The 19,203-nt window shown below is 62.5% G+C and carries 20 protein-coding genes; 13 read left to right on the top strand and 7 right to left on the bottom strand.

Annotated elements, in window-relative coordinates; translation table 11 throughout:
- Positions 1-3 precede the first annotated feature (3 nt).
- Both aroB and ASD31_RS22420 read left to right on the top strand, forming a co-directional pair.
- A complete protein-coding gene (gene aroB, locus ASD31_RS22425) occupies positions 4-1,134 on the top strand; it encodes a 3-dehydroquinate synthase (RefSeq protein ID WP_056339294.1) in 1,131 nt (376 codons plus the stop codon).
- On the top strand, positions 1,124-2,428 hold the full coding sequence (locus tag ASD31_RS22420; protein WP_056339292.1) for an HlyC/CorC family transporter: 1,305 nt from the start codon (positions 1,124-1,126) through the stop codon (positions 2,426-2,428). The genes aroB and ASD31_RS22420 overlap by 11 nt, the downstream gene beginning before the upstream one ends.
- A 3-nt stretch (positions 2,429-2,431) precedes the next feature.
- Here ASD31_RS22420 and ASD31_RS22415 read toward each other — a convergent pair whose 3' ends face one another.
- A complete protein-coding gene (locus ASD31_RS22415; RefSeq protein ID WP_056339479.1) occupies positions 2,432-2,713 on the bottom strand; it encodes a BolA family protein in 282 nt (93 codons plus the stop codon).
- Positions 2,714-2,863: 150 nt separating this feature from the next.
- Between ASD31_RS22415 and ASD31_RS22410 the strand changes: the two genes are divergently transcribed.
- From ASD31_RS22410 to pepT, 5 genes are all read left to right on the top strand, one after another.
- The gene (locus ASD31_RS22410) at positions 2,864-3,499 is read left to right on the top strand and encodes a J domain-containing protein (RefSeq protein ID WP_056339291.1); all 636 of its coding nucleotides are present in this window, start codon (positions 2,864-2,866) and stop codon (positions 3,497-3,499) included.
- A gap of 74 nt (positions 3,500-3,573) precedes the next feature.
- Positions 3,574-4,569 (top strand): cobaltochelatase subunit CobS, encoded by a 996-nt coding sequence (cobS, locus tag ASD31_RS22405; protein WP_056339289.1) that lies wholly within the window; start codon positions 3,574-3,576, stop codon positions 4,567-4,569.
- 3 nt (positions 4,570-4,572) lie between these two features.
- Positions 4,573-6,477 carry a cobaltochelatase subunit CobT gene (gene cobT, locus ASD31_RS22400; protein ID WP_056339287.1) on the top strand — a complete coding sequence of 635 codons (1,905 nt, stop codon included), beginning with the start codon at positions 4,573-4,575 and terminating at the stop codon, positions 6,475-6,477.
- Between the two features lie 118 nt (positions 6,478-6,595).
- Positions 6,596-7,588, top strand: coding sequence for an esterase-like activity of phytase family protein (locus tag ASD31_RS22395; RefSeq protein ID WP_162251177.1), 993 nt, complete (start codon positions 6,596-6,598; stop codon positions 7,586-7,588).
- 48 nt (positions 7,589-7,636) lie between these two features.
- Entirely contained in the window at positions 7,637-8,869 is a 1,233-nt protein-coding gene (gene pepT / locus ASD31_RS22390) for a peptidase T (RefSeq protein ID WP_056339285.1), read from the top strand.
- 78 nt (positions 8,870-8,947) lie between these two features.
- Here the strand turns inward: pepT and ASD31_RS22385 are convergent, their stop codons facing one another.
- Both ASD31_RS22385 and rpmB read right to left on the bottom strand, forming a co-directional pair.
- Positions 8,948-9,586, bottom strand: coding sequence for a queuosine precursor transporter (locus ASD31_RS22385; RefSeq protein ID WP_056339283.1), 639 nt, complete (start codon positions 9,584-9,586; stop codon positions 8,948-8,950).
- Positions 9,587-9,747: 161 nt separating this feature from the next.
- Entirely contained in the window at positions 9,748-10,044 is a 297-nt protein-coding gene (gene rpmB, locus ASD31_RS22380) for a 50S ribosomal protein L28 (protein WP_056339282.1), read from the bottom strand.
- 347 nt (positions 10,045-10,391) lie between these two features.
- Here rpmB and ASD31_RS22375 point away from each other — a divergent pair, with 347 nt between their 5' ends.
- A complete protein-coding gene (locus ASD31_RS22375) occupies positions 10,392-11,168 on the top strand; it encodes a DUF3108 domain-containing protein (RefSeq protein WP_082520669.1) in 777 nt (258 codons plus the stop codon).
- Positions 11,169-11,192: 24 nt separating this feature from the next.
- Positions 11,193-12,083: a DMT family transporter gene (locus tag ASD31_RS22370; protein WP_056339280.1), complete on the top strand. Its 891-nt coding sequence runs from the start codon at positions 11,193-11,195 to the stop codon at positions 12,081-12,083.
- Here ASD31_RS22370 and ASD31_RS22365 read toward each other — a convergent pair whose 3' ends face one another.
- Together ASD31_RS22365 and gloB are read right to left on the bottom strand one after the other, a co-directional pair.
- Positions 12,084-12,527: a cupin domain-containing protein gene (locus ASD31_RS22365; protein ID WP_056339278.1), complete on the bottom strand. Its 444-nt coding sequence runs from the start codon at positions 12,525-12,527 to the stop codon at positions 12,084-12,086. It abuts the gene before it with no gap.
- On the bottom strand, positions 12,527-13,297 hold the full coding sequence (gene gloB, locus ASD31_RS22360; protein WP_056339472.1) for a hydroxyacylglutathione hydrolase: 771 nt from the start codon (positions 13,295-13,297) through the stop codon (positions 12,527-12,529). The genes ASD31_RS22365 and gloB overlap by 1 nt, the downstream gene beginning before the upstream one ends.
- Positions 13,298-13,374: 77 nt before the next feature.
- Between gloB and ASD31_RS22355 the strand changes: the two genes are divergently transcribed.
- From ASD31_RS22355 to ASD31_RS22345, 3 genes are all read left to right on the top strand, one after another.
- On the top strand, positions 13,375-14,127 hold the full coding sequence (locus ASD31_RS22355) for a class I SAM-dependent methyltransferase (RefSeq protein WP_156392764.1): 753 nt from the start codon (positions 13,375-13,377) through the stop codon (positions 14,125-14,127).
- Positions 14,128-14,421: 294 nt separating this feature from the next.
- Positions 14,422-15,528 (top strand): histidinol-phosphate transaminase, encoded by a 1,107-nt coding sequence (gene hisC / locus ASD31_RS22350; protein ID WP_056339276.1) that lies wholly within the window; start codon positions 14,422-14,424, stop codon positions 15,526-15,528.
- Positions 15,525-16,451, top strand: a complete 927-nt coding sequence (locus tag ASD31_RS22345; RefSeq protein WP_082520668.1) for a prephenate/arogenate dehydrogenase family protein — start codon at positions 15,525-15,527, stop codon at positions 16,449-16,451. The genes hisC and ASD31_RS22345 overlap by 4 nt, the downstream gene beginning before the upstream one ends.
- A 159-nt stretch (positions 16,452-16,610) precedes the next feature.
- On the opposite strand, the gene ASD31_RS22340 is transcribed toward ASD31_RS22345, so the two are convergent.
- On the bottom strand, positions 16,611-17,654 hold the full coding sequence (locus tag ASD31_RS22340) for a DUF2125 domain-containing protein (RefSeq protein WP_056339272.1): 1,044 nt from the start codon (positions 17,652-17,654) through the stop codon (positions 16,611-16,613).
- Positions 17,655-17,845: 191 nt separating this feature from the next.
- Here ASD31_RS22340 and ASD31_RS22335 point away from each other — a divergent pair, with 191 nt between their 5' ends.
- Complete coding sequence (locus ASD31_RS22335; RefSeq protein ID WP_056339468.1) at positions 17,846-18,391, top strand: gamma-glutamylcyclotransferase; 546 nt, start codon at positions 17,846-17,848, stop codon at positions 18,389-18,391.
- Here ASD31_RS22335 and ASD31_RS22330 read toward each other — a convergent pair.
- Positions 18,382-19,167 carry a lysophospholipid acyltransferase family protein gene (locus tag ASD31_RS22330; RefSeq protein ID WP_056339270.1) on the bottom strand — a complete coding sequence of 262 codons (786 nt, stop codon included), beginning with the start codon at positions 19,165-19,167 and terminating at the stop codon, positions 18,382-18,384. The genes ASD31_RS22335 and ASD31_RS22330 overlap by 10 nt on opposite strands.
- Between the last annotated feature and the right edge of the window lie 36 nt (positions 19,168-19,203).

Here is a 19,203-nt window from a genome sequence, read left to right as displayed (position 1 = left end):
CCGATGACCAGCACCACCGCCCAGAAAACCGTCCGCGTCGATCTCGGCGACCGTTCCTACGATATCCTGATCGGCCCGGGCCTGATTTCCGCTGCCGCTGGCGAAATCGCCGGCCGGCTGAAGGGGCGCCGCATGGCGGTGGTGACCGACGCGCATGTCGCGCCGCTCTATCTCGCGCCGTTGATGGAAAGCCTGAGGGAAAAAGGGATCGAAGCTGTCTCTCTGGTCCTGCCGGCGGGTGAGAAGACCAAGAGCTTCGAGCATCTGATCCCCGCCTGCGAGGCAATCCTCGGCGCGCGGATCGAGCGCAATGATGCGGTGATCGCGCTGGGCGGCGGCGTCATCGGCGATCTCACCGGCTTTGCCGCCGGTATCGTCCGGCGCGGCTCGCGTTTCATCCAGATTCCGACATCGCTTCTTGCCCAGGTGGATTCCTCCGTCGGCGGCAAGACCGGCATCAATTCGCCGCATGGAAAGAACCTGATCGGCGTCTTCCATCAGCCGGACCTGGTGCTGGCCGATACCGACGTGCTCGACACGCTCAGCCCGCGCGAATTCAGGGCCGGCTATGCCGAGGTCGCCAAATATGGATTGATCGACAAGCCGGATTTCTTCGCCTGGCTCGAGAAGAACTGGCAGGCGGTTTTTGCCGGCGGCGAGGCCCGTATCGAGGCAATCGCCGTCAGCTGCCAGGCCAAGGCCGATGTGGTGGCGGCCGACGAGCGGGAGAACGGCCGACGCGCGCTTCTCAATCTCGGACATACATTCGGACATGCGCTGGAAGCGGCAACGCACTATGACGGTGCGCGGCTCGTGCATGGCGAAGGCGTCTCGATCGGCATGGTTCTGGCGCACCGGTTTTCGGCGCGCATGAACCTTGCCAGCCCCGACGATGCGGACCGCGCGGAGGCGCATCTGAAAGCCGTCGGCCTGCCGACCCGGATAGCCGATATTCCCGGAACACTGCCGCCCGTGGACGTGCTGATGGATGCCATTGCACAGGACAAGAAAGTCAGCGGCGGCAAGCTCACCTTCATCCTGACGCGCGGCATCGGACAGGCCTTCGTCGCTGACGACGTGCCGGGATCGGAAGTGAGCGCTTTCCTCAAGGAACACCATCCGGATGACCGCTGAGACGATCCTTGCCTTTCTTTCGGAGTATTGGCTGACACTGGCCTCGGTGCTGGCGCTGCTTGTCTGTTCGGCGTTCTTTTCGGGTTCGGAAACGGCCCTGACGGCTGCGTCGCGCGCCCGCATGCATACGCTGGAGAGCAATGGCGACGAGCGCGCGGCACTCGTGACGTCGTTGATCGCCCGCCGCGACCGCCTGATCGGAACGCTGCTGATCGGCAATAATCTCGTCAACATCCTCGCGTCTTCACTGACCACCAGCCTGTTTCTCGGCCTGTTCGGCAATTCCGGCGTGGCGATCGCTACGCTGGCGATGACGGCGCTCCTGGTGGTCTTCTCCGAAGTCCTGCCGAAAAGCTGGGCCATTGCCGCGCCGGATCGCTTCGCCCTGGCCGTCGCACCCTTCGTGCGGGTGATCCTGATCGTCGTCGGGCCGCTGTCCAGTCTGGTCAACGGCATCGTCCGGCGCATCCTTGGCCTGTTCGGCGTCAGCCTGTCTTCGGAGATGCCGATGCTGACGGCGCATGAGGAATTGCGCGGCGCGGTCGATTTTCTGCATCGCGAAGGCTCGGTGATCAAGGCCGACCGCGACCGGCTCGGCGGGGTGCTCGATCTCGGCGAACTGGAAGTCTCCGACATCATGATCCACCGCATGGCGATGCGGGCGATCAATGCCGACGATCCGCCGCAGGTCGCGGTCACGGCCGTGCTGGAAAGCCCCTATACGCGCATGCCGGTCTGGCGCGGCTCGGCCGACAACATCATCGGCGTCGTGCATGCCAAGGATCTTCTGCGAGCGCTCGCCGAACCCGATGTCGAGCCGGAAAATCTCGACATCGTCAAGATCGCACAAAAACCGTGGTTCGTGCCCGAAACCACCAATCTCAAGGACCAGTTGAATGCCTTCCTGCGACGCAAGTCGCATTTCGCCGTCGTCGTCGACGAATATGGCGAGGTACAGGGACTGGTCACGCTGGAGGATATTCTGGAAGAAATCGTCGGCGATATTACCGACGAGCATGACCTGGTGATCCAGGGGGTGCGCCAGGAGGCCGACGGGTCGGTCGTCGTCGATGGCAGCGTTCCGATCCGCGATCTCAACCGGGCGCTCGACTGGTCGCTGCCGGACGAGGAGGCGACGACGGTCGCCGGCCTTGTCATCCACGAATCAAGGACCATCCCGGAAGAACGCCAGGCCTTCACCTTCTACGGCAAGCGCTTCACGGTGATGAAACGGGTGAAGAACCGCATCACCAAGCTGCGCATTCGCCCGGCCGAGGAAACGGTGGCAAAATAGGCCCTACCAGCGGGTTGTCTCTCCGGGCGCCGCCGGCTCGACCGCAAGCGCATGCAGGCCGGCATCGATCTCGGGCTTCAGGAGCGCGTTGATGGCGCGGTGGCGTTCCAGCCGGCTCATGCCCGTAAAGGCATCCGCAACGATCCGGACGCGCAGATGCGTTTCGCCGCCGCCGTCGAACCCCGGCTGATGGCCGGCATGCAGATGGCTTTCATTGACCACGACCAGCCGTTCGGGAGAAAAGGCGGCTCTCAGCTTTGTTTCGATGTGGTTCTGGAGTGTCATGTTTTGGCCCCGTTTCTCGGGCTTTTCCATAGGCGCGATGCCTAGGGAAGGCCTGCGCCGGCTTCAGTTTCACGCGACGCAAAATGGGCTCACAAAGCCTATAACATTCCCGTTTGTCAATTCTTGTTGTGGCGTTCGCCACACCCCATAATGTGCGACATGAAACTTGATTCAAAATATTTCGACGGAATCCGGACGCGCCGCAGGGTCAACCAGAAACCGGAGCCCATGGCACCCAAATGCCAGTGGGACGGGTGCGAGGAAAATGCCGTTCATCGGGCACCGGTCGGGCGCAATGCCGAAAACGAGTTCTTCATGTTCTGCTTCGAGCATGTGAAGGAGTACAACAAGGGCTATAATTATTTTTCCGGCCTGTCCGATACCGAGATTGCGCGCTACCAGAAGGAAGCCATCACCGGCCATCGTCCGACCTGGACCGTGGGCGTCAACAAGAATGCCAAGAATGCGCCGCAGCAGTCGCAGCAGCGTTCGGGTTCGGCGGGCGCCCAGGCGCGGATGCGCGATCCCTTCGGCTTCGTCGAGCAGGCAAGGGCGCGTGCGCCCCGTCAGGAGCCGCGCCTACGCAAGTTGAAGACGCTGGAGGCAAAAGCCTTCGAAACGCTCGGCCTGCATGCCAATGCCACGCCTGCAGACGTCAAGGCCGCCTACAAGGAGCTTGTAAAAAAGCACCATCCCGATGCAAATGGCGGCGACAGGGGATCGGAAGAGCGTTTTCGCGCCGTGATCCAGGCATATCAATTGTTAAAACAGGCTGGCTTCTGCTAGGAACGCGTTTTATTACTTCCACGAGATTGCAGGCGACACACGGGAACGCTCAGGGTTTCCGTTCTGGAGACATGATGAGCAAGGTAGACCTCGATATTTCCAATCTTCCCGATACGACCGTTTCCGTCCGTGACGTGTTCCGTATCGATACCGATCTGCGCGTTCCGGCCTATTCCAAGGCCGATGCCTATGTGCCGGATCTCGATCCCGATTATTTGTTCGACCGCGAAACGACGCTGGCGATCCTGGCGGGTTTTGCCCATAACCGCCGCGTCATGGTGTCCGGCTATCACGGCACCGGCAAGTCGACCCATATCGAACAGGTCGCGGCCCGGCTCAACTGGCCCTGCGTGCGCGTCAATCTCGACAGCCATGTCAGCCGTATCGATCTCGTCGGCAAGGACGCGATCGTCGTCAAGGACGGCATGCAGGTCACCGAATTCAAGGACGGCATCCTGCCCTGGGCCTACCAGCACAATGTTGCGCTGGTCTTCGACGAATATGACGCCGGCCGTCCGGACGTGATGTTCGTCATCCAGCGGGTGCTGGAATCCTCAGGCCGCCTGACCTTGCTCGACCAGAGCCGCGTCATCCGTCCGCATCCGGCCTTCCGCCTGTTCTCGACAGCCAACACGGTCGGCCTCGGCGATACCACCGGCCTTTACCATGGCACGCAGCAGATCAACCAGGCGCAGATGGACCGCTGGTCGATCGTTACCACCCTGAACTACCTGCCGCATGACAACGAGGTCGATATCGTCGCCGCCAAGGTCAAGGGCTTTGCCAAGGAACGCGGCCGCGACACCGTTTCGAAGATGGTCCGGGTCGCCGATCTTACCCGTGCCGCCTTCATCAATGGCGATCTTTCCACCGTCATGAGCCCGCGCACGGTGATCACCTGGGCCGAGAATGCGCATATCTTCGGCGATATCGCCTTTGCCTTCCGCGTCACCTTCCTCAACAAGTGCGACGAACTGGAGCGGGCGCTGGTGGCCGAACATTACCAGCGCGCCTTCGGCGTCGAGCTGAAGGAAAGTGCCGCCAATATCGTGCTCGAAGCCACGGCCTGATCCATGGCGGGCCGGGGCGACAATTCGAAAGCAAGACCCTCCGGCGTCGTCGATGTCGAGCCGTTTCGCCGGGCGCTGACCGGCTGTATCCGCTCGATTGCCGGCGATGCCGAGGTCGAGGTGGTGTTTGCCAATGAGCGTCCGGGGCTTGCCGGCGAGCGCGTTCGGCTGCCGGAAATCTCCAAGCGGCCAACCCGCCAGGAGCTTTCGGTCACCCGCGGGCTCGGCGATTCGATGGCGCTCCGCAAGGCCTGCCACGACGCCCGCATCCATGCGGTGATGTCGCCGCAAGGCGCCGATGCGCGGTCGATCTTCGACGCGGTCGAGCAGGCGCGCGTCGAGGCGGTGGGCTCGCTGAGAATGGCCGGCGTTGCCGACAATCTCACCTCCATGCTCGACGACAAATATGCGCGCGCCAATTTCGGCGCCATCGACAAGCAGGCGGATGCGCCCTTCGAGGAAGCCGTGGCGCTGATCGTGCGCGAGAAGCTGACCGGCCAGAAGCCGCCGGCCTCTGCCGGCCAGGTGCTCGACCTCTGGCGCGACTTCATCGAGGACAAAGCCGGCGGCGACATGCAGAACCTCGCCACCGCCGTCAACGACCAGCAGGCCTTCGCCCGTGTCGTGCGCGACATGCTCACCTCCATGGACGTGGCCGAGAAATACGGCGACGAGGATGTCGAGCCGGACGATGCCGAAAGCTCGACCGACGAGGAACAGCCCCGAAGCCAGGAAGAGGACGAGAACAGTTCCGACGAGGATGCGGGCTCGGACGCAGCCCCCGCGGATGAGAACGAAGCCGCCGACGAAAACATGGACGAAGGCGAGATGGATGGCGCCGAAATTTCCGAGGATGACCTGTCCGACGACGGCGAGGACGACAGCGAGACGCCCGGCGAAACCAAGCGGCCGGCCCATCCCTTCGACGATTTCAACGAGAAGGTCGATTATGCGGTCTTCACCGAGGAGTTCGACGAGACCATTTCTTCCGAGGAGCTTTGCGACGAAGCCGAACTCGACCGGCTGCGCGCCTTCCTCGACAAGCAGCTCGCTCATCTTCAGGGCGCGGTCGGCCGCCTTGCCAACAGGCTGCAGCGCCGGCTGATGGCGCAGCAGAACCGCTCCTGGGAATTCGACCTGGAAGAGGGCTATCTCGATTCGGCGCGGCTGACGCGCATGATCATCGATCCGATGCAGCCGCTCTCCTTCAAGCGCGAGAAGGACACCAATTTCCGCGATACGGTGGTGACGCTGCTGATCGATAATTCCGGCTCGATGCGCGGCCGGCCGATCACCGTCGCCGCCACCTGCGCCGATATTCTCGCCCGCACGCTGGAGCGCTGCGGCGTCAAGGTCGAGATTCTCGGCTTTACGACCAAGGCCTGGAAGGGCGGCCAGGCGCGGGAAAAATGGCTGTCGAGCGGCAAGCCGCAGACGCCGGGCCGTCTCAACGACCTGCGCCATATCGTCTATAAATCCGCGGACGCGCCCTGGCGGCGCGCCCGGCGCAATCTCGGCCTGATGATGCGCGAAGGGTTGCTCAAGGAAAACATCGATGGCGAGGCGCTGATCTGGGCGCATAATCGCCTGCTTGCCCGCTCCGAGCAGCGCCGCATCCTGATGATGATTTCCGATGGTGCGCCGGTCGATGATTCGACGCTTTCGGTCAATCCCGGCAATTATCTCGAGCGCCATCTGCGCGCCGTCATCGAGCAGATCGAGACGCGTTCGCCTGTGGAATTGCTGGCGATCGGTATCGGCCATGACGTGACGCGTTATTACCGGAAGGCCGTGACCATCGTCGATGCCGATGAACTGGCCGGCGCGATGACGGAGCAGTTGGCCTCGCTGTTCGACGACGAAAGTGCCAGGCGACGTCCGGCACTGGTGCGGCGGCGCGCCGGCTAGGCGATATTGTTTTCGCCAGGCGAAGATCGTTTGAGCGGATGGTTATATTTATTGATTTTCAAGGCGCGGCATCGGCCGCTCCCCGGGCCTGCCGGAAGGGACTTGCTTGAAAACGACCTTGATCTGTGCGGCCGCCTTTATCCTGGTCTTGGCCGGGCTGCCTGCTGTCGCCGCGCCGCTGCCCGTGACGGAGACTGTTCCGGTCAGAAGCCGGCAGATCGAAAACTTCAAGATCGGCTCGGACCAGACGGTTTTCGGCAAACTGGAATTCATCGGCGGCCTGGAGCTTTCGTCGCCGAGCCCGCTGCTCGGGGCGATATCCTCCATCCGCTTCCGGCCCGATGGGCAATCCTTCCTCGCGGTAATGGATACCGGCCATTGGGTGGAAGGCGAGATCGCCCGCGACGCGGAGGGACGGTTGGCGCAGGTCGGCGACCTCAAGGTCACCTCGATGATCGATGCCAAGGGGCGCACCGAACAGGTCAAGTCGGCCATGGACAGCGAGGGCCTGGCGCTGCGCGACGGAGAAGCGCTCGTCAGCTTCGAGCAGACCAATCTGGTCAGCGTCTATCCCGATCCGGGCTTTGCCCAATCGCGGCCGCTCAAAAACCTGCCGATCCTCATTCCTCAGGCGGAGCTGCGCAGCAATCGCGGGCTCGAGACCATCGTCGTCTCGCCGGCAGCGGGCCCGCTTGGCGGTTCCACGCTGGTCGTTTCGGAATTGAGCTACGACGAAGCCGGTCATCTCTACGCAGCTGTCCTCGACGGTCCGCGCAAGGGCGTTTTCAGCGTCGTGCGCAAGGAGCCCTTTGCCGTCACCGACGGCGCCTTCCTTCCGGATGGCGACCTGCTTTTGCTGGAGCGTCGCTTCAGCTTCGCCGAGGGCATCGGCATGCAGATACGGCGCATCAGGGGAGAGGACATCAAGCCGGGCGCCGTTGTTGACGGCGAGGTGATCATGCAGGCGGATATGGGGTATCAGATCGACAATATGGAAGGCCTCGACATTCTTGCGGGACCCGACGGCGACATCCGCATCATCCTCGTTTCCGACGACAACCACTCCATCCTCGAGCGCAATCTGATGCTGGAATTCCGGCTGGTCCAATAGGCAGCTCGGGGTTACATTCCAGCGCACCCATAAAGCACTGGACCGATCATGACCGATACCGTTACCGAACGCTTCCTGCGCTATGTCGTCATCGACACGCAGTCCGATCCGCAATCTCCCGCCCAGCCCTCCACCGAAAAGCAGAAGAATCTCAGCCGATTGCTGGTCGAGGAACTGCTGGCCATGGGCCTCTCCGATGCGCATCTCGATGAGCATGGCTATGTCTATGCGACGTTGCCGGCCAATACCGACAAGCCGGTCCCGGTCATCTGCTTCTGCTCGCATGTGGACACCGCCCCGGATTTCAGCGGCACCGGCGTCAAGCCGCAGATCGTCAGAAACTATGCGGGCGGCGACATCCGGCTTGTTGGCGATCCGAGCCGGGTCATCCGAGTCAGCGACAATCCTGCGCTGAAGGATCAGATCGGCAACGACGTCATCACCACCGATGGAACCACCTTGCTCGGTGCCGACGACAAAGCCGGCGTCGCCGAAATCATGACGGCGGCGCAATATCTCGTCGATCATCCTGAGATCAGGCACGGAACGATCAAGATCCTGTTCACGGTCGATGAGGAGATCGGCCGCGGCGTCGATAAGATCGACCTCAAGAAGCTCGGCGCGGATTTCGCCTATACGGTCGACGGCGAGACCGCCGGCCATATCGAGGATGAGACCTTCTCGGCCGATGGCGTCGAGATCGGCTTTACGGGTGTCGCCATCCATCCGGGCTTTGCCAAGGACAAGATGGAGAACGCCATCAAGATCGCCGGCGCCGTCATCGACCGGCTGCCAAAGGAGGAAGCGCCGGAAACGACCGAGAGCCGGCAGGGCTTCATTCATCCGGTCGGCGTGACCGGCTCGATGGAGAAGGCCAGCCTCAGCCTCATCATCCGCGATTTTACCGAACAGGGCCTCGCGGACAAGGAGGCGGTCCTGGAAGCGATCGTCAGGGAGGTGATGGCGGGCTATCCGCGTTCCTCATACAGCTTCGAGGTGAAGCAGCAATATCGCAACATGAAGGTTGTTCTCGACCGTCATCCGGACATCATCGACAACGCCGTGGAAGCGATTCGACGTGTGGGGATGGAGCCGGTGCGCGGCAGCATCAGGGGCGGCACCGACGGCTCGCGCCTGTCCTTCATGGGGCTTCCTTGCCCCAATCTCTTTGCCGGCGGCCATGCCTTCCACTCGCCGCTCGAATGGGTGAGCCAGCAGGACATGGAAAAGGCTGTAGCGACCCTGGTCGAACTGGCGAAGGTCTGGGAGGAGCGCGCCTAAAACGCGTCGGGCCGGGACGGCATTCAAACCAAGGGCGGTGACTTTTCCAAGTCGCCGCCTTTGCCTTGTTCGTAACGTCTAGGCCGGGGCCTTCACGGCCGGCATTGGCCGCACGACGCTCATCAGCGCGCCATAGGGCAAAAGCATCGCCAGGCCGACGAGGATCTTGACGGAAAGATCGCCGAGCGCCCAGGACACCCAGCGGGGCGCCTCGGCCGTCATCAGGCCCAGAATGGGCGCGCTTTCCAGCGCGAAGGGGTCGTTCGGTCCGAAAAGGGCGAAGACCGACGCGAAGGCGAAGGAAAAGAAGATCGCCGTATCGAGGAGGGAGCCGAACAGCGAGCCGATCAGCGGCGCGCGCCACCAGCTTTGCCTCCGCAGCCTGTTGAACACCGAAATGTCGAGAAACTGGCCAAGCAGGAAAGCCGAGCCGGAGGCAATGGCGATGCGTGGCGTGGCGACCAGGACAGACAGGAAGATCGCGACGACGAAGCCGGCGACCACCACCTTGCGGGCGGTACGCGGCCCGAACTGACGGTTGGTGAGATCGGTGACGAGGAAGGCGACCGGATAGCTGAAAGCGCCCCAGGTCAGGAGATCGCCGAGTTGCATGCCGGCGATCGACCCGGGCAGCGGATACTGGACGAGGACATTGGAGGCGACGACCACAACGGTCATCAGCGCGACATAAAGAAGGAAAGTGCGGTTCGTCAGCATTTTTTTATCCTGGGTGATGCCACCAGTTGGAGGGACGGACGCCCGAAATGTCAGAGCTCAAGGCTCATATTTTCTCGGACGGATTGAGAGGCGTGCGCCTACGAGAAAAGGCTCGCCGGTTGCCTGGCAAGCCTTTCAAATCGTCGGACGCAATCGGCCGATCAGGCAGCGACGGCTTCAGCCGTCTTCTTGACGATCTGGCGGCGCAGCAGGCGGGCGCGCATCGACAGTTCGGTTTCGTCAGCCTTGATCAGGAACGCGTCGAGACCGCCGCGATGTTCGACCGAACGCAGGGCCGCAGCCGAAACGCGCAGACGGTAACGCTGGCCGAGCGCATCGGAAATCAACGTGACATTGCACAGGTTCGGCAGGAACTTGCGCTTGGTCTTGTTGTTTGCGTGGCTCACATTGTTGCCCGACTGGACGCCCTTGCCGGTCAATTCGCAACTACGGGACATGATGCACCTATTTTCTTTTCGCCTTCGGTCCATGCGCTGGCGGGCTATCAAGCCCAGGCCGCATTCCGTTGGCCATGATTGGAAAGTTGCGGTTCTATAGTCAGGCAGGGCCGTTGCGTCAAGCCAAACCTTCATTCGCGCCGAAAACTCTTGGGAAAAGCGGGTAAATATTCGGCCGGTGAGTGATCCATCCCATTTTAACGCCGCCATTGCCGTTGTTTTCTCGTCCGATTCCCTCTTCCTTGCGATGTTCATGATTGTGACGAAGGCGCGTCGACGGCGCAGAAATGCCGCAAACGCGCCATATCCGCTAATGACATATGGGTGCAATGGAAGGACATCCGGGAATGGACTGGCGCATCGCTATTTCGGCACTTCTGGTTTCGGCCGCGACGGGGCTCTTTGCGGGCACGGCCGGCGCCGCCGATGTGACGCATGACACCGAATACAGGATTTCGCTCGCCGGATTGCCGGTGGCCAGAGCATCCTTTCATACCAAGCTCAAGGATGATCGCTATACGATCTCCGGCACGGTGAATTCGGCGGGTCTCGCCGATATCTTTGCCAAGACATCCGGCCAGACCTCGGTTTCCGGCATTGTCGGCCGCGACCGCTTGAGCGCATCGGATTATTCGGTGCGCTACCAGAGCGGCAAGAAGGGCCGGGCGATCGATGTGCAGTTCCGTGACGGCAATGTTCTTTCGGCGTCGCTGAAGCCGGAGCGGAGGATCCCGAAGAACTGGGTGCCGGTCACCCGCGCCGATATGCGCGATGTCGTCGATCCGCTGTCGGGCCTCATTTTTCCGGCGGATACGCGCATCTGCCCGAAAAGCGTGCCGATCTTCGACGGCGAATCGCGCATGGACCTGAAACTTTCGGCAAAGGGCACCAAGCCCTTCAAGACCGATGGTTTTGAGGGCGAGGTCATCGTTTGCGGGATAAAGTTCATTCCCAAATCCGGCTACCGCAAAGGGCGCGACGATGTCGATTACCTGCGCAAGCTGGAGACCATGGAAATCTGGTTTGCCAAGGCCGATGCGGTGAATGTATATGCTCCGGTCTATGTACGGATCCCGACGCGGTTGGGGCCGGTCACCGTCTGGGCCACGCGCTTCGGCGGCTGAGGTTCGAGACGCCGGGGGCAGGGCATGAAGACAAAGGCAAGCTTGATCGGCTTCTCGGCGATCCTGATGTGGTCCTTGCTGGCCCTTTTTACCGCCGCGTCCGGCACCATGCCGCCCTTCCAGCTTTCGGCCATCTGCTTTGCCATCGGCAGTCTTCCCGGCCTGATCGTGCTGGCGCTGAAGCCTGCGCGGCTGGCGCTTCTCAAGCAGCCGGCCAAGGTCTGGATCGTCGGTATTGCCGGGCTGTTCGGTTATCATTTCCTCTATTTCACAGCACTTCGTAACGCGCCTGCAGTCGAGGCCGGGCTGGTCGCCTATCTCTGGCCGCTGCTGATCGTCGTCGGCTCGGCACTTTTGCCGGGCGAGCGGCTACGCTGGCATCATGTCGCCGGCGCGGTGCTTGGCCTTGCCGGTACGATCCTGATCGTGGCGCGCAATGGCGTGCAATTCGACGGGGCCTATGCCCTGGGTTACGGCGCGGCCCTTGCCTGCGCCTTTACCTGGGCCGCCTATTCATTGCTGACGCGCCGCTTCGAGGCCGTTTCCACGGATGTCGTCACCGGCTTCTGCCTGGCGACCTCGGTCCTGTCGCTTCTCTGCCATCTTGGTCTCGAAACGACCGTCTGGCCGCAAGCCGCAACACAGTGGCTTGCCATTGTCGGTCTTGGCCTGCTGCCGGTCGGCGCCGCCTTTTATGCCTGGGATCATGGCGTCAAGAACGGCAATATCCAGTTGCTCGGCGTCGCCAGCTATGCGGCGCCGGTCCTGTCGACGCTGGTGCTTGTCGTCTTCGGTTTTGCCGAGCCGTCGTTGCGCATCGCACTTGCCTGCCTGTTCGTCACCGGCGGCGCGGTACTGGCGGCCAGGGACGTGATCTTCCGCAGTCGCGCAGCCGCCACCCAGCCGGCCGAATAATTACGTCTGCAGCGGCTGCCAGCCGGCCGGGGCCATCTCGAAGGCTGAGAAGTCGAAGCCGGGCGAGACCGTGCACCCCACCAGTGTCCAGGCACCAAGCGAAGTCGCCGATTGCCACCAATTGGCCGGCACCACGGCCTGCGGCCGCTCGCCGGCCAGGATATCGGCGCCGAGCGTGATCGTTGAAGTCGGCTTGCCCTCTTCGGCGATGCTGAGACCCAGCGGCGCGCCGGCATGGAAGTGCCAGATCTCGACGGCGTCGCGAACCCGGTGCCAATGGGAGCGGTCGCCGCGCTCCAGCAGGTAGTAGATCGCGGTGGAATGGCCGCGCGGGCCGCCGGCGGCATCCTTGAAGGTCTGGATGTACCAGCCGCCTTCCGGGTGGCGCTGCATATCCAGCGCGTCGATGACGGCCTTTGCCGAGAGCGGCAGTTGAGCCTCCATCAGAAATTGTCCTTGCGCTTGCGGATTTCGGCAAACACTTCTGCGTCCGAGGCCGTCTCCATGCGCAGGTGAGCGCGTATTCCGGCATCATCCGGACGCAGGAACGGGTTGGTCTGCTTTTCTAGGCCAAGCTGCGTCGGGGCGGTAAACCCGCCCCTGTCGCGTAGCGCCTCGATCTCCGCCGCCCGGTTTTTCAAGGCGGTGTTGCCGGGATCGATCGTCAGGGCAAAGCGGGCATTCGAGAGCGTGTATTCATGGCCGAAATAGACGGTCGTATCGTCCGGAAGCGCCATCAGCTTCCGGAGCGAAGCCCACATCTGTGCCGGCGTGCCTTCGAACAGCCGCCCGCAGCCGAGCGCAAACAGCGTGTCGGCGGAAAACAGCAGCTTGTCGTCGGGGAAGTGAAAGCAGATATGTCCGGCCGTATGCCCGGGCGTCTCATAGACATGCACCCTATGGCCGGCAAACTCGAAATCGCCGCCGTCGCCGATGGTCATGTCGAGACCCGGTATCTGGTTCGCCTCGTTCTCAGGGCCGATGATCGTCGCGCCATAGGCTTCCTTGAGCGCGAGATTGGCCTCGACATGATCCTGATGGTGATGGGTCGTCAGGATATGGGTCAAGGTCCAGCCGCGCCGTTTCAGCGCGTCAAGGATCGGCTGCTCCTCCGGCGCGTCGATCGAGGCGGTTGCGCCGCTTTCCGGATCATGGATCAGGACGCCGAAATTGTCGGTGCGGCAGGAAAACAGCTCGATTTCGAGATTGGGCATCATTGGGTTCCTGAAAGGGAGGGCTTTGTCGCGAATGTAGCGGGCCGTGCCTTGAAGTCCACCCGTTCCGGGCTAACATGCAAGGCATGCACGCAGATATCGTCGATCTCCGCCAGTTCTATCATTCCCGCCTCGGGCGCTTTGCCGAGCAATCGATCAGCATGGCGCTGTCCTCGCTCTGGGCGCGGTTGCCGGAGGAGCGACTGGTCGGGCTCGGTTATGCGGTTCCCTATCTCGACCGTTTCCGCGGCGATACGGAGCGAACCTTCGCCTTCATGCCGGCGGGGCAGGGGGCGGTGAACTGGCCGGTCGCCGAACTGTCCTCGACGGCGCTGGTCTTCGACGAGGAATTGCCGCTGCCCGATTCGTCGATCGACCGGGTGCTGATGGTGCATTCGCTGGAGTTCGCTGAAAACCCGCGCGAGACGATGAAGGAACTCTGGCGCATCCTGGCGCCGGGGGGGCGCCTGATCATCGTCGTGCCGAACCGTCGCGGCGTCTGGGCGCGCATGGAACATACGCCCTTCGGTTCCGGCCGGCCCTATTCGCGCGGCCAGCTGACGGCGCTCCTGCGCGAGACCAATTTCACGCCCGGCGCGTCCGCCGATGCGCTGTTCTTTCCGCCTTCGAAGCTGAAGATGGTCCTCAATCTGCGCAGCGGCTTCGAGCGGATGGGCCGCTCGCTCTGGCCGGTCTTCTCCGGCGTCATCATCGTTGAGGCGCAGAAACGGCTGTACCAGGGCCTACCCGTTGCCGCCCGCGCCTCCCGCCGCGTCTTCGTACCGGTGCTGGCGCCGCAGGGTGTACCGACGACGCGGGATGTGGGGTAACGACAATATTTTTTTCGAGGACAATCTCTTTTCGAGCAAGTCACCCCCCTCTGTCACTCCGTGACATCTCCCCCTCAAGGGGGAGATTGGCCGCACCTATTTGCCCGCCTGACAACGCCCAATCTGAGGAATGTGCGGGAAAAGAATGATCTCCCCTTGAGGGGGAGATGTCAGCGTAGCTGACAGAGGGGGGTAATGCTGCACACTCCGACCCCGGACATGCTCTGCCCTCGACAAAATCCGTCATCCCCTTTATTGGCAGAACGTCATTTCCCGTCGCCGAAAGCTGATCCCATGAGCACTGATCTCCAAAGCCCTTCGCCACGCCCCGGCATCCTCGATATCGCTGCCTATGTGCCGGGCAAGGAACATGCGCCGGGCGTTGCCAAGGTCTACAAGCTCTCCTCCAACGAAACGCCGATGGGGGCGAGCCCGAAGGCCATCGAGGCCTTCCGGAAGGCGGCCGGCAATCTCGAGCGCTATCCGGACGGACAGGCGATCGAACTGCGCGAGGCGATCGCCTCTGTGCATGGCCTGAACATCGCCAACCTGATCTGCGGCAATGGTTCGGACGAATTGCTCGGGCTGCTCTGCCATGTCTATCTGGCGCCTGGCGACGAAGCGATCATTACCGAGCATGGCTTCCTCGTCTACAAGATCCAGATCATGGGCGCCGGCGCGACGCCGGTCACCGTCAGGGAAGAGGATTGCCGCGTCACGGTCGATGCCATCCTCGCCGCCGTGACCGACAAGACGAAGATGGTGTTCCTCGCCAATCCCGGCAATCCGACGGGAACCTATGTCCCTGTCGAGGAGGTCAGGCGGCTGCAGGCCGGCCTGCCGAAAAACGTCATCCTGGTACTCGATGCCGCCTATGCGGAATATGTCCGCCGCAATGATTACGAAGCCGGGCTGGAACTGGTCTCCTCCAACAGCAATGTGGTGATGACCCGCACCTTCTCGAAGATTTACGGCCTTGCGGCGCTGCGCGTCGGCTGGATGTATGCGCCGGTAGCGATCATCGATGCGCTCAACCGGGTGCGTGGGCCGTTCAACATGAACGCCCCGGCCATTGCCGCCGGCGCGGCTGCGGTGCGCGACCAGGCCTTCGCCGCCGCCGCCGTCGATTTCAACCTCGAATGGCTGGGCAGGGTCACGGGCGCCTTGTCCTCGCTCGGTCTCAAGGTCACGCCTTCGGTGGCCAATTTCGTGCTGATCCATTTTCCGGACACGGACGGCAAGCGTGCGACGGATGCGGACGACTTCCTGACTAGCCGCGGGTTCATCCTGCGGGCGGTGCGCGGTTATGGCTTCCCCAATGCGCTGCGCATGACGATCGGCTCGGCCGAAGCCAATGAGGGCGTCATCGCCGCGCTCACCGAGTTCATGGGCCGGGCGTGATGGCGGGACAATTCGAAACCATCGCGCTGATCGGCATCGGCCTGATCGGTTCGTCGATCGCCCGCGAGATCAAGGACAAGAGGCTTGCCGGTTCGGTCACCGTCTCGACCCGTAGCGCCGAAACGCTTGAGCGGGCGCGGAAACTGGGACTGGGCGACCGTTACACGACATCGGCGGCGGACGCGGTGAAGAACGCCGATCTGGTGATCGTCTCGGTCCCTGTGGGCGCCTCCGGCACGGTTGCGGCCGAGATCGCCGCTCATCTGAAGCCCGGCGCCATCGTCACCGATGTCGGCTCGACCAAGGCCTCGGTCATCGCCCAGATGAAGCCGCATATGCCGCAGGGCGTGCATTTCATCCCCGGCCATCCGATCGCCGGCACCGAATATTCCGGCCCGGATGCCGGCTTCATCGGCCTGTTCAAGGGGCGCTGGTGCATCCTGACGCCGCTGCCGGAGACCGACGAGGCGGCGAAGGCGCGCTTGCGCGATTTCTGGGAAACGCTTGGCTCCATGGTCGACGAGATGGACCCCGAGCACCATGACAAGGTTCTGGCGATCGTTTCGCATCTGCCGCATATCATCGCCTATAATATCGTCGGCACGGCGGATGATCTGGAAGCGGTGACCGAATCGGAAGTGATCAAATATTCAGCCTCCGGCTTCCGCGATTTCACTCGCCTCGCCGCTTCCGATCCGACAATGTGGCGCGATGTCTGCCTGCACAACAAGGACGCGATCCTTGAAATGCTATCGCGGTTCTCGGAGGATCTCGCCTATCTGCAACGGGCGATCCGCTGGGGCGATGGCGACAAGCTGTTCGATCTCTTCACCCGCACCCGCACTATCCGCCGCTCGATCATCCAGGCCGGCCAGGACACCGAGATGGCCGATTTCGGCCGCCATGCGATGGACCAGAAATAGCGGCTTTCTGAAGTGTCCTCAAGCGCTTGCCCCTCACCCTAACCCTCTCCCCGCGCGCGGGGAGAGGGAACTAGTTTGGAATCTGCCACTTGTCCCTTCTCCCCGTCAAAACGGGAAGAAGGCGCCCGAAGGGCGGATGAGGGGCGTTCCAAGCGCGCATCAAAGCCGCGGCAGTTCGCCGATCGGAAAGAACGCCAAGAATGCAATACCGTCGCGCAGGTTCAGCTTGACGGTCGCCTCGTTCCGGCCACTCGCCAGCGCCGTCAGCATATTGGCGATATTGTTGACCATCGCCGTTTCGTCCTCGTCGGAAAAGGTCTTCACGAGGTTGCGCCGCCAGCCCTCGATATTCTTCATCGTCACGCTGAGTTCGCCCGAGATCAACCCCTGATCGTCGATGCTGAAAGGTCCGCTGGCCGTCGCCACCATGCCTTCGCCGAGGTCGAGCTTGAGGTTGCGTATCTCGCCCTTGCTGCCGCGCAGCGCGCCGGGCCGCAAGCCGCCGGCCTCCATCAGGGCGGCGCGATCGGTGAGCGTCAGGTCGATGCCGCCGTCAAGCGGTGGCAGGAAGCTGATGCCGTCGGCCGGCTTAGCATCGAAGCCCTCGACACTTGCCGCCATGTCGAGATCACCGCCGTTCTGCCGGAGATGCACCTCGCCATGCCGGGCAGCGAAGGCCAGCCTGTCGGTCCCGCCCGGGGCGGCTTCGTCGTCGAAGGCCGGCAGGACGGCGGTTCCCGCCATCTGGTCATAGGTCAGCGAAAGGCGGTCGAGGCCCGACAGCCTTGCTCGCAGGCTGGCATGCAGCAGCGACCAGTCGGCCGAGACCGAGAGGCCGGGCGAAACGCGGATTTGCGCTGGCCCATCGAGTTCGACCACCGCGTGGCCCGGCTGGTAGACCTGGGCCGCCGACCGCAGGGCGCCGAGGGAAACAGAAGCACCGCGGGCGGTGTCGTCGAGACGAACCGTGTCGCAGAACAACCCGATGCGGAAGGGGAAGCCGGCCACATTCATGCCGCCGCAGTCCACCGAAACCGGTGCCGCCCGCTGATCGCCGAGGAAGGCCTGCAGCTTGCCCTGCAACAGATGCGCCGCCAGAAACCAGGCGCCTGAGTAAAGAATGATGAACAGCAGGATGCCGATTGCCAGCCATCGGATTTTCCGGCTTGCGCCCGAACGTTCGGCGGTGTCGGTTGATGTCATGGTCTGCTCCAAACTGGCTTGGCATCCACGCCGCAGCCTTGAGGCACGACGGGGTGTTGTAAGCGTTTCGCCCGATCGGCAAAGAGGATTTTGATTCCGGTCGCCGGGCCGATGCGCTAGGAAAGCTTATGGGTGGTTCGTTGCCGGCTCCGTGCCGCGCCGTTCGGCCGCTTGTGGATGGCGTGATCGTGATGGCAGTGGATATGGACGATTTTTGGGTCTTTGGCTACGGCTCCCTGATGTGGAACCCCGGCTTTGCCTTTACCGAAAAGATGACGGCGCATGTTTTCGGCTACCGGCGTTCGCTCTGCGTGCGCTCCTGTGTCCATCGCGGCACGCAGGCGCGGCCCGGCCTTGTCCTCGGGCTGGATCGCGGCGGTTCCTGCCGCGGCATGGCGTTCAAGGTCGCCCCGGGTGACCGGGCCGAGGTTCTCGGCTATCTGCGTGAGCGCGAACTGGTGACGCATGTCTACAAGGAACGGATCATGCCGATGCTGCTTGCCGACAGACGGCGCGTGCCGGCCCTGACCTACATCGTCGATCGTGCCCATATGCAATATGCCGGCGGCCTCGCCGCAGAGGATGCGGCGGCGACGGTTGCCGCCTCATCGGGGAAATCCGGCGCCAATCGCGACTATGTGACGAATACGGTGGCGCATCTCAAGGAAATGGGCATTCGCGATCATTGGCTGGAAGAGGTGGCGGCGATTGCGGCGCTGCTGCCTTCTCAGGCCTGAGCCTGCAATTCCCGCAGCCTTTGCGCCGCCGTCGGCGGCAGCGGCACATGCGGATTGTTCCTCACTGTTTCCACGAGCAGCGCGTCGCTGGCGCTCTCCATCACATCGACCAGTCGTTTGAGAAAGACGTCCGGATCGAGCCCCGGCTCGATCGGCGGCAGGATCTGCACCTTGAAATGGCCGGGATATCGCAGGAATTTGCGTCGCGGCCAGAACAGGCCGGGATGCATCACCACGGGAACCACCGGCACGGTGAGATCCCGGTATAGTCGGGCGATGCCATATTTGTAATCTGGCGGCGCGCCGGGCGGCCGGCGGGTTCCCTCGGGATAGATGATCAGCTGGCGGCCAGTGGCCATTTCCTCTTTGGTACGGTCCATCACCGCCGTCATCACCTTGCCGCGAGCGCCGCGATTGACGGGCACCATGCGCTGCTTCTTCACATACCAGCCGAACAGCGGGATCCAGACAAGCTCGCGCTTGAGGATGAAGAAGGGATCGGAAAGCCAGGGCAGCAGCGCATAGACATCCCAGAAGGATTGATGCTTCGGCGCAAAGATATAGCCGCCCTTCGGAATATTCTCCAATCCCTCGATCTCGAAGGTGGTGCCGACGATGACCCGGAACAGCCAGTGATTGCTTTTCGCCCAGTTTTTCGGAACGAGCCAGGCTGTCTTGCGTGGCGCCAGGAAATAGAAGGGCGTCATCACGATCATCTGCGCGATCAGGTTGAGATAGAAGAGGATGTTGAACAGGACGGAACGCAGGATGATCATCGGGCAGGCTTTCGCATCGACAAAAGGTCAGATCGC

This window comes from Rhizobium sp. Root482 (genome assembly GCF_001426565.1).
Classification (GTDB): Bacteria; Pseudomonadota; Alphaproteobacteria; order Rhizobiales; family Rhizobiaceae; genus Pararhizobium.
Note: the sequence above shows the minus strand (reverse complement) of the source record. Positions and strands in the feature narration are given on the sequence as shown.